The sequence below is a fragment of the Burkholderia sp. AU28863 genome (assembly GCF_002223195.1).
GTDB classification, from domain to species: Bacteria; Pseudomonadota; Gammaproteobacteria; order Burkholderiales; family Burkholderiaceae; genus Burkholderia; species Burkholderia sola.
Map to the genome: position 1 here is coordinate 590198 of NZ_NKFE01000003.1, position 12849 is coordinate 603046.

The window sequence follows — 12849 nt, forward strand, 5'->3', positions numbered from 1 at the left end:
GGTGGGCGGAAACCCGCAGCGCGGACGTGAAAAAGCCCGCCGGAGGCGGGCTTTTCCTGGTCGGGCGATACGCCGTTCAGTGGTGCGTCGTTTCGACCTGCTGCATCGGGGCCGTATCGACCGGCGGCAGCACCTTGCGTTCGCGCGGCACGCGGGCCGGGCGCGGGAGTCGCGATGCGGCTTCCTGCGCGGCCGCGAACTTGTCGGCGTCCGTGTTCACCCAGACGAGACCGGCCTGCTCCAGCACGACATCCAGGCTCGCCGAAGCGGGCGCGGCTGCCGGTTGTGCGGGCGCGGGAGCCGGTGCGGCGACGGCCTCGGCCTCGGCCGGTGCAGCCTCGACAGGCACTGCTTCGACAGGCGCTGCTTCGACAGGCGCTGCTTCGACCGGTGCCGGTTCGGCAACCACCGGAGCGGCTTCGATCGCGACGGCCGGTGCGGCTTGCGGCGCCTCGACAGCGGCCGCCGGCACGTCGAACGCATCGGTCGGCGACACCTCGACCGGCACCGGGCCCGCTTCCGCGACCGCCGGTGCGACCGGTGCCGGTTCTGCTGCCTGCACGGCGACGACGGGCTCGACCGGGGCGGCCGGGGCCGCTTCGGCGTGTGCCGATGCCGGCTGTGCTTCGACGGCGGCCGGTGCGGCATGCTGCTCGGCGACGGTTTCCACGGCGGCCGCAGTGGTCACGGCCGCGACGACTGCCGGTGCAGCCGTGTGGGCCGGTTCGGCCGCGACCGGTGCGGCCGGCGTCACGGCTTGCGCGGCGACTTCGCCTTCGGCGCCTTGCTCGGCCTGGTCGATTGCGCCGTCTTCCTCGCGCTCGCGACGACCGCCGCGGCGGCCGCGACGGCGACGGCGGCGTTCTTCGCCGTCACGTGCGCCGGCTTCCGCATCGGCTGCCAGTTCCGCGCCGGGCAGCGCTTCTGCCGCAGCCTTGTCGGTTTCCGGTTCCGGATGGTTTTCGCCGCGGGTGACGGTCTCGAGCGTGGCCGCGTGCTGGGTCGGCTTGCGGCGTTCGCCGCGCTCGCGACGCTCGCCGCGTTCCTGGCGCTCGCCGCGGCCGGCTGCGTCGACGCCTTCCGGCTGTTCGACGCGCTCGCGCGGTTCGCGGTTTTCGCGCGGTTCGCGCGGCTCACGGCCTTCACGCGGCTCGCGACCTTCGCGCGGACCGCGGCCCTCGCGACCTTCGCGACCCTCACGGTTTTCACGACCTTCGCGGTTTTCGCGGCCCTCGCGACCTTCACGCAGCTCACGACCCTCGCGCGGCTCACGGCCTTCACGCGGTTCGCGCACTTCCTTGCCTTCGCGTTCCTGGCGTTGCGGCTGGCCACGGCCTGCGGCTGCCTGGTCGCGGCCGCCTTGCGCCTGCTGGGCGCCGCCGCGACGGTTGCGGTTGCGATCGCCGCCGCGCTGCTCGGTCTTTTCGGTGCGCTCGCGAGCCGGACGGGCGGCCTGCTCCTTCGCCGGTGCCGGCGCGACCGGTGCGGGCGCCGGTGCCGGCGACACGCCGAACAGGCCCTTCAGCCAGCCGATGAAGCCGCCGCTTGCCGCGGCGACGGGCGCCGGGGCCGGGGTGGCAACGGGTTCGACCGGACGCTGCGGCGCCGGGCTCGGGGCCGGACGCTCGGGCGTGATGCCCTTGACCGCGGCTTCCTGCTTCGGCTTCACTTCGGCCGCACGCTTGCTGTAGCCGGTTTCCGACTCGAGCTCGCGGGCCGCTTCCTCGGCCATCTTCCAGGATGCGCGCGGATCGTCGAGGCGCGCGTCGTCGTGACGCAGGCGCTCGAGCTTGTAATGCGGCGTATCGAGGTGCTTGTTCGGGATCAGCACGATGCCGACCTTGAAGCGCGACTCGATCTTGTTGATTTCCTGACGCTTTTCGTTGAGCAGGAAGGCGGTCACCTCGACCGGCACCTGGCAGTGGATCGCCGCGGTGTTTTCCTTCATCGCTTCTTCCTGAATGATCCGCAGGACCTGCAGCGCGGACGATTCGGTGTCGCGGATGTGGCCGGTGCCGTTGCAGCGCGGGCACGTCACATGGCTGCCTTCCGACAGCGCCGGACGCAGGCGCTGGCGCGACAGCTCCATCAGGCCGAAGCGGGAGATCTTGCCCATCTGCACGCGCGCACGGTCGTGCTTGAGCGCGTCCTTCAGGCGCTGCTCGACTTCACGCTGGCTCTTCGCCGATTCCATGTCGATGAAATCGATCACGATCAGGCCGCCGAGGTCGCGCAGGCGCAGTTGGCGAGCGACTTCGTCGGCCGCTTCGAGGTTCGTGCGGGTGGCCGTTTCCTCGATGTCCGCGCCCTTGGTCGCGCGGGCCGAGTTCACGTCGATCGCGACGAGCGCTTCGGTGTGGTCGATCACGATCGCGCCGCCGGACGGCAGCGGCACCGTGCGCGAGTACGCGGTTTCGATCTGGTGCTCGATCTGGAAGCGCGAGAACAGCGGCACGTCGTCGTGGTAGCGCTTCACCTTCGCGACGTTGTCCGGCATCACGATGTCCATGAACGCACGGGCCTGATCGTGGATTTCGTTCGTGTCGATCAGGATTTCGCCGATATCGGGCTGGAAATAGTCCCGGATCGCACGGATCACGAGGCTCGATTCCAGATAGATCAGCATCGGCTGGCCGGCGTTGCCGCTTTGCGATGCCGCTTCGATCGCGCGCCACAGCTGCAGCAGGTAGTTCAGGTCCCACTGCAGTTCCTCGGCGCTGCGGCCGATGCCCGCGGTACGGGCGATCATGCTCATGCCGTCGGGGATCTGCAGTTGCGCCATCGTTTCGCGCAGTTCCTGGCGCTCGTCGCCTTCGATCCGGCGCGACACGCCGCCGCCGCGCGGATTGTTCGGCATCAGCACGAGGTAACGGCCGGCGAGCGAGATGAAGGTGGTGAGGGCGGCGCCCTTGTTGCCACGCTCTTCCTTCTCGACCTGGACGATCAGCTCCTGGCCTTCGCGCAGCGCATCCTGAATGCGCGCGGAGCGCATGTCGATGCCGTCCTTGAAGTACTGGCGGGCGACTTCCTTGAACGGCAGGAAGCCGTGGCGGTCTTCGCCGTAGTTGACGAAACACGCTTCGAGCGACGGCTCGATACGGGTGATGACACCTTTGTAGATATTGCCTTTGCGCTGTTCGCGCCCGGCGGTTTCGATGTCGATGTCGATGAGCTTTTGCCCATCGACGATGGCGACGCGCAGCTCCTCCTGCTGCGTCGCATTGAACAGCATGCGTTTCATGAACGACTCCAGGCGGCTCCGCTGCCGGCGCCTCGCGGTTGTCAGGCGCGAGGGCGGGAACGACGGCAGGCCGCACCTTGTTGTGTTGTCACGAGCACGCTGGAGCGGGAATGCTGGCGGGGAGAATTGCCTGAAGAGGCGCTTGGGCCCGAAAGACGGGGCCGGCGGCCATAGGGCACCTGCGAATACGGCTTCAAAGCACGGCGTTCACACACCGCACGCTGCAAAAGCGCGCTAAGCCTGATCCGGGCATCGCCACGGGCGCGCGCAATGCGTCGCGCGCGCCGACGGGCGGCAGATGCTGCGGCTTGGGCCGCAGCGGGGAGTATCGAATCCAGCCCGACTTTCCCGCTTGGGGTGTACTTCCCTGGTTTGACGTCGCCAAGCCCCGCACGCTTCGCGGGGCCAAATCGGGCGCAACGCCGTAATTTTCGCAACCGGCAGCCTGCGGACGCACTGCGCGCCGTCGGGCTGCCGATCAAATTCTTTTCAACCAACTTTCCGTTACCGCGGCGCCTTGCCGACCGAATCCGCCTGTGGGCGCGATCCTTGCCGACGGGCGGCGCCGTGCGTGCAACTTGCTGCTTCTCTTTGATTAGGGGCGAGCAGCGGACCCCCGGCGCAAGTAAAATAGCAGTTTGCGCTTGCGCCTTGCCCGATTCAGCCGGGGCTGGCCGAACAGGCCACCCACAACGTCAGGCTGGGCAAAATTATATTCAGTATGAATGAGTTAGGCAAAATATCCCAGAATTCGGTCGCAAGCGGCCAGGTATCGATGATCGAGATCGACGAAAACTCGGCCGGTCAGCGCATCGACAACTTCCTGTTGCGCGTCTGTAAAGGCGTGCCGAAAAGCCATATTTACCGGATCCTCCGCAGCGGCGAAGTGCGCGTCAACAAGGGCCGGATCGACGCGCAGTACCGCCTCGAGCTGGGCGACCTCGTCCGCGTGCCGCCGGTGCGCGTGGCGGCGGCCGACCTCGCGCGCGCCGATACGCCGGTCGTGCCGCCCGCGAATTTCGACGTGCTGTACGAGGACGACGCGATGCTCGTGATCGACAAGCCGGCCGGGGTCGCGGTTCACGGCGGCAGCGGCGTCGCGTTCGGCGTGATCGAGCAGATGCGCCAGGCGCGCCCGCGCGCGAAATTCCTCGAACTGGTGCACCGGCTCGACCGAGAGACGTCCGGCATCCTGATGCTCGCGAAGAAGCGCACGGCGCTCGTCGCCCTGCACGAGCAGATCCGCGACAACCGGATGGACAAGCGCTACTTCGCGTGCGCGCACGGCGAATGGCAGCCCGACTGGGGCCGGCGCCGCGCGGTCAAGGCGCCGCTGTTCAAGTATTCGACCCCGGAAGGGGAGCGGCGCGTGCGCGTGCAGGACGACGGGCTGCCGTCGCATACGGTGTTCAACCTCATCGACCGCTGGTCCGACTATGTGCTCGTCGAAGCGGAACTCAAAACGGGTCGGACCCATCAGATCCGGGTGCACCTCGCGCATCTCGGCCTGCCGATCGCCGGCGACGCCAAGTATGGCGATTTCGCACTGAACAAGGCGCTGGCGCGCGCGAATGCGCAGCCGTCGCTGAAACGGATGTTCCTGCATGCGCACCGTCTGAAGCTCGCTCACCCGCTGACCGGCGAGGCGCTGCAGTTCGATGCGCCGCTGCCGGCCGAATGCCGGCGCTTCCTCGATCAACTCAGCGCATTGCGCGATACCGCCTGAACCGCATGGCTCGACAGCAATTTGACCTGATCGTCTTCGACTGGGACGGCACGCTGATGGATTCGACCGCGCACATCGCGCACAGCATCCAGGCGGCATGCCGCGATCTCGGCCTGCCCACGCCGTCCGACGAAGCTTCCCGCTACGTGATCGGCCTCGGGCTGCGCGACGCGCTGCAGATTACGGCCCCGACCCTCGATCCGTCCGACTATGCGCGGCTGGCCGAACGCTACCGCTATCACTATCTGCTCGACGACCAGCGCATCGAGCTGTTCGCCGGCGTGCGCGAGTTGCTCGCCGAACTGCGCGACACGGGCTACCTGCTCGCCGTCGCGACCGGCAAGGGGCGGGTCGGGCTGAACCGCGTGCTCGACCAGTCGAAGCTGACGAGCCTGTTCGATGCGACGCGCTGTGCGGACGAAACGTTCTCGAAACCGCATCCGGCGATGCTGCACGAGTTGTCGCGGGAATTGGGGCAGGACCTGTCGCGCACCGTGATGATCGGCGACACCACGCACGACCTGCAGATGGCCGCGAGCGCCGGCGCGGCCGGCGTCGGCGTCGCGTATGGCGCGCACACGGCCGATGCGCTGGCGGCGCTCGCGCCGCGCTTCGTCGCGCCGGACGTCGGCGCGCTGGCCGCATGGCTGCGGGAGCACGCATGAGTGCGGCGCCGGACGCCGTGCGCGTGTGCGCGTCGGACGCGCTGACCGACGGCGGCGCCGGCGTGCGTGTTGACGCGACGCTGCGCGGCGAGCAGGCGGTCGTGTTCTTCGTGCGCTACGACGGCCGCGCCTACGGCTACCTGAACCGCTGCGCGCACGTGCCGATGGAACTCGACTGGGCCGAAGGGCAGTTCTTCGAGTCGTCGGGCCTCTATCTGATGTGCGCGACGCACGGCGCGATCTACGCGCCGGATACCGGCAAGTGCGTCGGCGGTCCGTGCCGCGGCGGCCGCCTGCGGCCTGTCGAGGTCGACGAGCGCGACACGCCCGACGGCCGTGCGGTATTCTGGGTGCCCGATGCGGACCTGCATCCCGCCACTTCCGCCACGACCGATTGACGACACTACTGCATGGCCGACCAACCGAATTCCCCGGATTCCTCCTCCCGTCCCGACAGCCGTGAACCGAGCTGGGAGCGCGCGGCGCTCGAGCGGATCGCGCTCGCGGCGGTCAAGGAGCAGCGTGCGGCACGGCGCTGGAAAATCTTCTTCCGCTTCGCGTTTCTCGGCGTGTTCGTGCTGCTCGCGTTCGCGCTGATCGATTTCTCGAGCGATTCGAAGTTCTCGGCGAGCGGGCGGCATACGGCGCTCGTGACGATCGACGGCGAGATCGCGGCCGGCGTCAACGCCAACGCCGACGACATCAACACGGCGCTCGACGCCGCGTTCGACGACGACGGCACGGTCGGCGTCGTGCTGCGGATCAACAGCCCGGGCGGCAGCCCGGTGCAGGCCGGGATGGTCTACGACGAGATCCGGCGGTTGCGCGGCAAGTATCCGGACAAGCCGCTGTACGTCGTCGTGACCGATATGTGCGCATCGGGCGGCTATTACATCGCGTCCGCCGCCGACAAGATCTATGTCGACAAGGCGAGCATCGTCGGGTCGATCGGCGTGCTGATGGACGGGTTCGGTTTCACCGGGCTGATGGGCAAGCTCGGCGTCGAGCGGCGCCTGCACACGTCGGGCGAAAACAAGGGCTTCTACGATCCGTTCTCGCCGGAAACGCCGAAGATGGACGCGCACGCGCAGGAACTGCTCGACCAGGTGCATGCGCAGTTCATCAAGGCGGTGAAGGATGGCCGCGGCAAGCGGCTGCACGAGACGCCCGACATGTTCTCGGGCCTGTTCTGGACGGGTGAAAAGAGCGTCGAACTGGGCCTTGCCGACGGCTACGGCACGACCGACACGGTCGCGCGCGACGTGCTGAAAGCGCCGGATCTGGTGGACTATACGGTGAAGGAAAGCCTGACGAATCGCGTCGCGCGCAAGTTCGGCGCGGCCGTCGGGGGCGCCGCGATGAAGGCGCTGACGGCCGGCGGCGCGTCGGTCAGCCTGCGCTGACGGCTGGCGACGATCGGCGGGCCGCGACGGCCCGCCTTTCATCTGGTGAGCTGATCGCCGTTCGCGGCATCAATTCGCCAGCAGCAGGAAGATCGCGGGGCGCTTGTGCAGATTCGGTGCAGGCGCCTTTTTCCAGTCGGCCACCGTGCGGCTCGCGATCGTCTCGGTCGCGAGGGTCAGGTCGGCCGCGACGCAGATCTGCGTCGACGGCGCGCAGGTCGCGACTAGCGTGTCGAGCATCGCGTGATTCCGGTACGGCGTTTCGATAAAGATCTGCGTCTGGCGCGCCTTGCGCGACAGTTGCTCGAGTTCGCGCAGCCGTTTCGCGCGCGCGGCCGCATCGACCGGCAGATAGCCGTTGAACGCGAAGCTCTGGCCGTTCAGGCCCGACGCCATCAGCGCGAGCAGGATCGAACTCGGCCCGACGAGCGGCACGACCTTCACGCCTCGCTCGTGCGCGCGGCGCACCAGCAGCGCGCCGGGGTCGGCGACGGCCGGGCAGCCGGCTTCCGACACGAGGCCGGCGTCCGCACCGGCCAGCACGGGCGCGAGCAACCGGTCGATGGCGCCGGCCGGCGTATTGACGTTCAGCTCGCTGATCTCGATTTCCTGGATCGGCCGCGTCGTACCGATCTTCTTCAGAAACGCGCGCGTCGTTTTCGCATTCTCGCCGATGTAATAGCCGAGCGTGCCGGCGCGCGCCTGCACGGCGGCGGGCAGTACGGCGGCGAGCATCGATTCGTCGCCTTCGCCGAGCGTGTTCGGGACGAGATAAAGCGTGCCGGCGGTCATGCGCGGTCTCCTCGGGTGGTGGCAAACAGCGGGTAGTCGGCGGCGCGCAGCATCCGCGTGAGGGCGATCAGCGGCAGGCCGACGAGCGCGGTCGGGTCGTCCGAGTCGATCGCGTCGAGCAGCGCGATGCCGAGCCCTTCGGACTTCGCGCTGCCGGCCACGTCGTACGGCGTTTCCGCCCGCAGGTAGGCGTCGAGTTCGGCCTCGGGCAGCGAACGGAAGCGCACGTGCGTGACGATGTCCTCGACCTGCGCGTCGTCGGTGCGGCTGTCGTACAGGCAGAGCGCACTGTGGAATTCGACTTCGCGGCCCTGCATCGACACGAGTTGCGCGAGCGCGCGCTCGTGGGTGCCGGGCTTGCCGATCTGATGCCCGTCGAAGGTCGCGACCTGGTCCGACCCGATCACGAGCACGCCGTCCGGCGCGTCGATCGTCGCGGCCACGGCCCGCGCCTTCGCGCCGGCAAGCCGCAGCGCGGTCGCGGCCGGCGTTTCGCCGGCGAGCGGGGTTTCGTCGAGGTCCGGCGACACGACGTCGAACGGCACGCCAAGGCGCTCGAGGAGCGCGCGGCGGTAGCGGGAGCTGGAGGCAAGAATCAGCCGCGGCGGGCGGCAAACGGTATCCGGCATGGTCGGTTGGATCGGTGAGTCGTGAGGTGTGGCGCGGCGTTGCGCGGACGCAAGCTTAAGTGATTGACCGCAAAAGGTAAAACAGGTATGCTTTTCCGCTTTTCGTCGGCAGGCTTTCGTTGTGGTGGCGCCTGCCGGGTCTTCGGAAGTAAAGTACGTCATCCTTCGATGAGCCGTACGCGAGCGGTGCCAAGCCGGATCCGCAAGTCAGCCTGTAGGCAGGAGCGCACATGAACACTTCTTCTGGCAAACCTGCGGCGGCCCTCGATCCGCACGCGGTCGACCTGTTCGAGTTCGCCCGCAGCGGGCGGCAGGCAGCCGGGGCGGTGCGCCTCTCGCAGCTGCCGCGCATGTTAAACGAAGTGCCGGCGGACGCGCCAGATCGCGACACGGTGTTCACGTGGCAGGCGGAAGGGTTCACGCAGAAGGAGTTGCAGGACGACGGCGCCGACGGGCAGCAGCCGTATCTGCGCCTCGCGGTGCACGGCCATGCGTGGCTCACGTGCCAGCGCTGCATGACGCCGTACGACCAGACGTTCGACGTCGACATGACGTACCGGGTCGTCGCGACCGAAGAAGAAGCTGAAGAATTTCCGCTCGACGACGATGAAGCCGATGTGATCGTGGGCTCACGCCAGTTCGATCTCGTCGACTTGATCGAAGAGGAATTGCTGCTTTCGTTGCCGCTCGTGCCCAAGCACGAGGTTTGCCCGGCAGTTCACGAAAGCCTCGTGTCGGGCGCGAGCGGTCCCGCGGAAGAAACGGACGAGGAGTCCGACGAAGCCGGGGACGAAGGCAAACGGCCGAATCCGTTCGCAGCGCTGCAAGCGCTGAAGAAGGACGGTGACGGCACCAAGAAACACTAAGCAGTTGTGGCGCGGGAAGGCGTAAGGGCTTTGGGCCAGGGTAGTTAAGCGCCGGATCGGGCTGTGTTAGAATCCGGAAAATTATTTAGGAGTTAGTCATGGCAGTCCAGCAAAACAAGAAGTCGCCGTCGAAGCGCGGCATGCATCGTTCGCACGATTTCCTGACGGCAGCGCCGCTGGCAGTCGAGCCGAGCACGGGTGAAGTGCACCTGCGTCACCACGTCAGCCCGAACGGCTACTATCGCGGCAAGAAAGTCGTCAAGACGAAGAACGACTAAGCGTCAAGTCACGCGTTGCGCGCTACGCTCGCCGTTCGCGTGACAACTGGTTCGCTTGACACTTTCCTGGCTCAACAAAAAGGCGGCATTCAACTGCCGCTTTTTTGTGCCTGAAATTCGTCGCATTCCATGACCGTAAAGCTCACAATCGATTGCATGGGAGGCGACCACGGCCCGTCCGTGACCGTTCCCGCGGCAGTCAAGTTCGTCCGCGCGCATCCCGATGCGCACCTGATGCTCGTCGGCATCGAAAGCGCGATTCGCGCTCAGCTGAAGAAGCTGAAAGCTCTCGACGATCCCGCGTTGACCGTCGTGCCCGCCACCGAAGTCGTGGCGATGGACGACCCTGTCGAAGTGGCGCTGCGCAAGAAGAAGGATTCTTCGATGCGCGTCGCGCTCAACCACGTCAAGGAAGGCGCCGCGCAGGCCTGCATCTCCGCCGGCAATACCGGCGCGCTGATGGCCGTTTCCCGTTACGTACTCAAGACGCTGCCCGGCATCGAGCGGCCCGCGATCGCGTTCGCGCTGCCGAACCCGACCGGCTACACGATGATGCTGGACCTCGGCGCGAACGTCGACTGCGAGCCGCAGCACCTGCTGCAGTTCGCGGAGATGGGGCACGCGCTCGTGGCCGCGCTCGAAGGCAAGGAGCGCCCGACGATCGGCCTCCTGAACATCGGCGAAGAGGTCATCAAGGGCAACGAGACGATCAAGCGCGCAGGCGAGCTGCTGCGCGCCAGCACGCTCAATTTCCGCGGCAACGTCGAAGGCAACGACATCTACAAGGGCACCGTCGACGTGATCGTCTGCGACGGCTTCGTCGGCAACGTCGCGCTGAAGACGTCCGAAGGGCTCGCGCAGATGCTGTCGGACATCATCCGCGAGGAGTTCGGCCGTTCGCTGATGTCGAAGCTGATGGCGCTGCTCGCGCTGCCGGTGCTGATGCGTTTCAAGAAGCGCGTCGATCACCGCCAGTACAACGGCGCGGCGCTGCTGGGGCTGAAGAGCCTCGTGATCAAGAGCCACGGTTCGGCCGACGCCTACGCGTTTGAGTGGGCGATCAAACGCGGGTATGATGCCGTCAAAAACGGGGTGCTGGAGCGCCTCGCACGCGCGATGGCGGATAATTCAGTGTCGCTCGGCGACGGCGGACACGACGCGGGCGGCGCGGGCCAGGCAAGCCCGGCCGCAGGCCATCACGCCGAACCTTCCGCTGCGCAATCCTCTAAAGCATAAATGGCCCAATCGACTCTCTATTCCCGCGTGCTCGGCACGGGCAGCTACCTGCCGCCCGACCGCGTCACGAACCAGCAGTTGACCGATCGTCTTGCGAAGGAAGGCATCGAGACCAGCGACGAATGGATCGTCGCGCGCACGGGCATCCATGCGCGCCATTTCGCCGCACCCGACGTCACGACGAGCGATCTCGCGCTCGAGGCGTCGCGTCGTGCGATCGAAGCGGCGGGCGTCGATCCGCAGTCGATCGACCTGATCATCGTCGCGACTTCGACCCCCGATTTCGTGTTCCCGAGCACCGCGTGCCTGCTGCAGAACAAGCTCGGCATCAAGAACGGCGGCGCTGCGTTCGACGTGCAGGCCGTATGCTCGGGCTTCGCGTATGCGATGGCCACGGCCGACAGCTTCATCCGCAGCGGCCAGCACCGCACCGCGCTGATCGTCGGCGCGGAGACGTTCTCGCGCATTCTCGACTTCAAGGACCGCACGACCTGCGTGCTGTTCGGCGACGGCGCGGGCGCGGTGATCCTGTCCGCATCGGAAGAGCCGGGCGTGCTCGGCAGCGCGCTGCACGCGGACGGCAGCTACTCGAACATCCTGTGCACGCCGGGCAACGTCAATCGCGGCGTGATCGACGGCAGCGCGTTCCTGCACATGGACGGGCAGGCTGTGTTCAAGCTCGCGGTCAACGTGCTCGAAAAGGTCGCGATCGAAGCGCTCGCGAAGGCGAATCTCGCGCCCGAGCAAATCGACTGGCTGATTCCGCACCAGGCCAACATCCGCATCATGACCAGCACCTGCCGCAAGCTCGGCCTGCCGCAGGAGCGCATGGTCGTGACGGTCGACCAGCACGGCAACACGTCGGCCGCGTCGATTCCGCTGGCGCTCGACGCCGCGGTGCGCGACGGTCGCATCCAGCGTGGCCAGCACGTGCTGATCGAAGGCGTCGGCGGCGGCTTCACCTGGGGCGCGTCGGTCTTCCGCTTCTGATCCGCGGCGCGCGACAAGCCGCGCGCGGATCCCGTCGGCGCGCCGTTCGTGCGCGCCGTCCGAATCGATTCAATTGGGGACGATATGAAATTTGCATTCGTTTTTCCGGGGCAGGGCTCGCAAGCGATCGGCATGCTCAACGCATTCGCCGATCTGGCCGTCGTGCGCGAGACGCTCCAGGAAGCGTCCGATGCGCTCAATCAGGATCTCGGCAAGCTGATCGCCGAAGGTCCGGCCGAAGAGCTGAACCTGACCACCAACACGCAGCCCGTGATGCTGACCGCCGCGTACGCGTGCTACCGCGCGTGGCAGCAGGCAGGCGGCCCGGCGCCATCGATCGTCGCCGGCCACAGCCTGGGCGAATACACGGCGCTCGTCGCGGCCGGCGCGCTCGCGTTCAAGGACGCGGTGCCGCTCGTGCGCTTCCGTGCGCAGGCGATGCAGACGGCCGTGCCGGTCGGCCAGGGCGGCATGGCCGCGATCCTGGGTCTCGACGACGACACGGTGCGCGCGGTATGCGCCGAAGCCGCGGAAGCGGGTGTCGTCGAAGCGGTGAACTTCAATGCGCCCGCGCAGGTCGTGATCGCCGGCAGCAAGGCCGCGGTCGAAAAGGCGTGCGAGATCGCGAAGGCGAAGGGTGCGAAGCGCGCGCTGCCGCTGCCGGTGTCGGCGCCGTTCCATTCGTCGCTGCTCAAGCCGGCGTCGGACCAGCTGCGCGACTACCTCGCGAGCGTCGACGTGAAGGCGCCGCAGATTCCGGTCGTCAACAACATCGACGTCGCGGTGGTCGGCGATCCGGCCGCGATCAAGGATGCGCTGGTACGCCAGGCCGCGGGTCCGGTGCGCTGGGTCGAATGCGTGCGGCACATCGCGGGCACCGGCGTCACGCACGTGATCGAATGCGGGCCGGGCAAGGTGCTGGCCGGCCTGACGAAGCGCATCGACGGCAACCTGGTCGGCGCGTCGGTGTTCGATCCGGCTTCGCTCGACGAAGCACTGAAGCTCGTGACCGCCTGACGCGGC

Annotated in this window: 12 protein-coding genes; 9 read left to right on the top strand and 3 right to left on the bottom strand. The window is 67.4% G+C overall.

The genetic code is table 11. From position 1 onward, the window contains the following. Nucleotides 1-76 precede the first annotated feature (76 nt). On the bottom strand, nucleotides 77-3241 hold the full coding sequence (locus CFB81_RS05165; protein ID WP_089434733.1) for an Rne/Rng family ribonuclease: 3165 nt from the start codon (nucleotides 3239-3241) through the stop codon (nucleotides 77-79). Between the two features lie 721 nt (nucleotides 3242-3962). On the opposite strand from CFB81_RS05165, the gene CFB81_RS05175 reads away from it, so the two are divergent. Genes CFB81_RS05175 through CFB81_RS05190 form a run of 4 tightly spaced genes read left to right on the top strand, consistent with a single transcriptional unit; the run spans nucleotide 3963 to nucleotide 7035 of the window. Next, nucleotides 3963-4967 carry an RluA family pseudouridine synthase gene (locus CFB81_RS05175; protein WP_089434734.1) on the top strand — a complete coding sequence of 335 codons (1005 nt, stop codon included), beginning with the start codon at nucleotides 3963-3965 and terminating at the stop codon, nucleotides 4965-4967. A 5-nt stretch (nucleotides 4968-4972) separates the two neighbouring features. Beyond that, a complete protein-coding gene (locus CFB81_RS05180; RefSeq protein WP_069620561.1) occupies nucleotides 4973-5632 on the top strand; it encodes an HAD-IA family hydrolase in 660 nt (219 codons plus the stop codon). Next, nucleotides 5629-6030 (top strand): Rieske 2Fe-2S domain-containing protein, encoded by a 402-nt coding sequence (locus CFB81_RS05185; protein ID WP_069620560.1) that lies wholly within the window; start codon nucleotides 5629-5631, stop codon nucleotides 6028-6030. Before CFB81_RS05180 ends, CFB81_RS05185 begins: the two co-directional genes overlap by 4 nt. A 12-nt stretch (nucleotides 6031-6042) precedes the next feature. Then, complete coding sequence (locus tag CFB81_RS05190; RefSeq protein WP_069620559.1) at nucleotides 6043-7035, top strand: S49 family peptidase; 993 nt, start codon at nucleotides 6043-6045, stop codon at nucleotides 7033-7035. 69 nt (nucleotides 7036-7104) lie between these two features. Here the strand turns inward: CFB81_RS05190 and CFB81_RS05195 are convergent, their stop codons facing one another. Together CFB81_RS05195 and CFB81_RS05200 are read right to left on the bottom strand one after the other, a co-directional pair. Beyond that, the gene (locus CFB81_RS05195) at nucleotides 7105-7827 is read right to left on the bottom strand and encodes an SAM-dependent methyltransferase (protein WP_011544932.1); all 723 of its coding nucleotides are present in this window, start codon (nucleotides 7825-7827) and stop codon (nucleotides 7105-7107) included. After that, a complete protein-coding gene (locus tag CFB81_RS05200; RefSeq protein WP_012328148.1) occupies nucleotides 7824-8456 on the bottom strand; it encodes a Maf-like protein in 633 nt (210 codons plus the stop codon). The genes CFB81_RS05195 and CFB81_RS05200 overlap by 4 nt, the downstream gene beginning before the upstream one ends. 230 nt (nucleotides 8457-8686) lie before the next feature. Here CFB81_RS05200 and CFB81_RS05205 point away from each other — a divergent pair, with 230 nt between their 5' ends. The 5 genes from CFB81_RS05205 (at nucleotide 8687) to fabD (ending at nucleotide 12843) form a co-directional block, all read left to right on the top strand. Beyond that, nucleotides 8687-9322: a DUF177 domain-containing protein gene (locus CFB81_RS05205; protein WP_069620558.1), complete on the top strand. Its 636-nt coding sequence runs from the start codon at nucleotides 8687-8689 to the stop codon at nucleotides 9320-9322. Between the two features lie 98 nt (nucleotides 9323-9420). Further along, a complete protein-coding gene (gene rpmF / locus CFB81_RS05210; RefSeq protein ID WP_006051932.1) occupies nucleotides 9421-9600 on the top strand; it encodes a 50S ribosomal protein L32 in 180 nt (59 codons plus the stop codon). 129 nt (nucleotides 9601-9729) lie between these two features. Continuing rightward, complete coding sequence (gene plsX / locus CFB81_RS05215) at nucleotides 9730-10836, top strand: phosphate acyltransferase PlsX (protein ID WP_069620557.1); 1107 nt, start codon at nucleotides 9730-9732, stop codon at nucleotides 10834-10836. Further along, nucleotides 10837-11826 carry a beta-ketoacyl-ACP synthase III gene (locus CFB81_RS05220; RefSeq protein ID WP_006476506.1) on the top strand — a complete coding sequence of 330 codons (990 nt, stop codon included), beginning with the start codon at nucleotides 10837-10839 and terminating at the stop codon, nucleotides 11824-11826. An 84-nt stretch (nucleotides 11827-11910) separates the two neighbouring features. Further along, nucleotides 11911-12843 (top strand): ACP S-malonyltransferase, encoded by a 933-nt coding sequence (gene fabD, locus CFB81_RS05225; RefSeq protein ID WP_089434735.1) that lies wholly within the window; start codon nucleotides 11911-11913, stop codon nucleotides 12841-12843. Nucleotides 12844-12849: the final 6 nt, after the last annotated feature.

Coding starts and splice junctions, on each gene's coding strand:
- rpmF (WP_006051932.1), top strand. CDS start 9,421: ATGGCAGTCCAGCAAAACAAGAAGTCGCCGTCGAAGCGCGGCATGCAT.
- CFB81_RS05180 (WP_069620561.1), top strand. CDS start 4,973: ATGGCTCGACAGCAATTTGACCTGATCGTCTTCGACTGGGACGGCACG.
- fabD (WP_089434735.1), top strand. CDS start 11,911: ATGAAATTTGCATTCGTTTTTCCGGGGCAGGGCTCGCAAGCGATCGGC.
- CFB81_RS05195 (WP_011544932.1), bottom strand. CDS start 7,827: ATGACCGCCGGCACGCTTTATCTCGTCCCGAACACGCTCGGCGAAGGC.
- CFB81_RS05220 (WP_006476506.1), top strand. CDS start 10,837: ATGGCCCAATCGACTCTCTATTCCCGCGTGCTCGGCACGGGCAGCTAC.
- CFB81_RS05175 (WP_089434734.1), top strand. CDS start 3,963: ATGAATGAGTTAGGCAAAATATCCCAGAATTCGGTCGCAAGCGGCCAG.
- CFB81_RS05185 (WP_069620560.1), top strand. CDS start 5,629: ATGAGTGCGGCGCCGGACGCCGTGCGCGTGTGCGCGTCGGACGCGCTG.
- CFB81_RS05190 (WP_069620559.1), top strand. CDS start 6,043: ATGGCCGACCAACCGAATTCCCCGGATTCCTCCTCCCGTCCCGACAGC.
- CFB81_RS05165 (WP_089434733.1), bottom strand. CDS start 3,241: ATGAAACGCATGCTGTTCAATGCGACGCAGCAGGAGGAGCTGCGCGTC.
- CFB81_RS05205 (WP_069620558.1), top strand. CDS start 8,687: ATGAACACTTCTTCTGGCAAACCTGCGGCGGCCCTCGATCCGCACGCG.
- CFB81_RS05200 (WP_012328148.1), bottom strand. CDS start 8,456: ATGCCGGATACCGTTTGCCGCCCGCCGCGGCTGATTCTTGCCTCCAGC.
- plsX (WP_069620557.1), top strand. CDS start 9,730: ATGACCGTAAAGCTCACAATCGATTGCATGGGAGGCGACCACGGCCCG.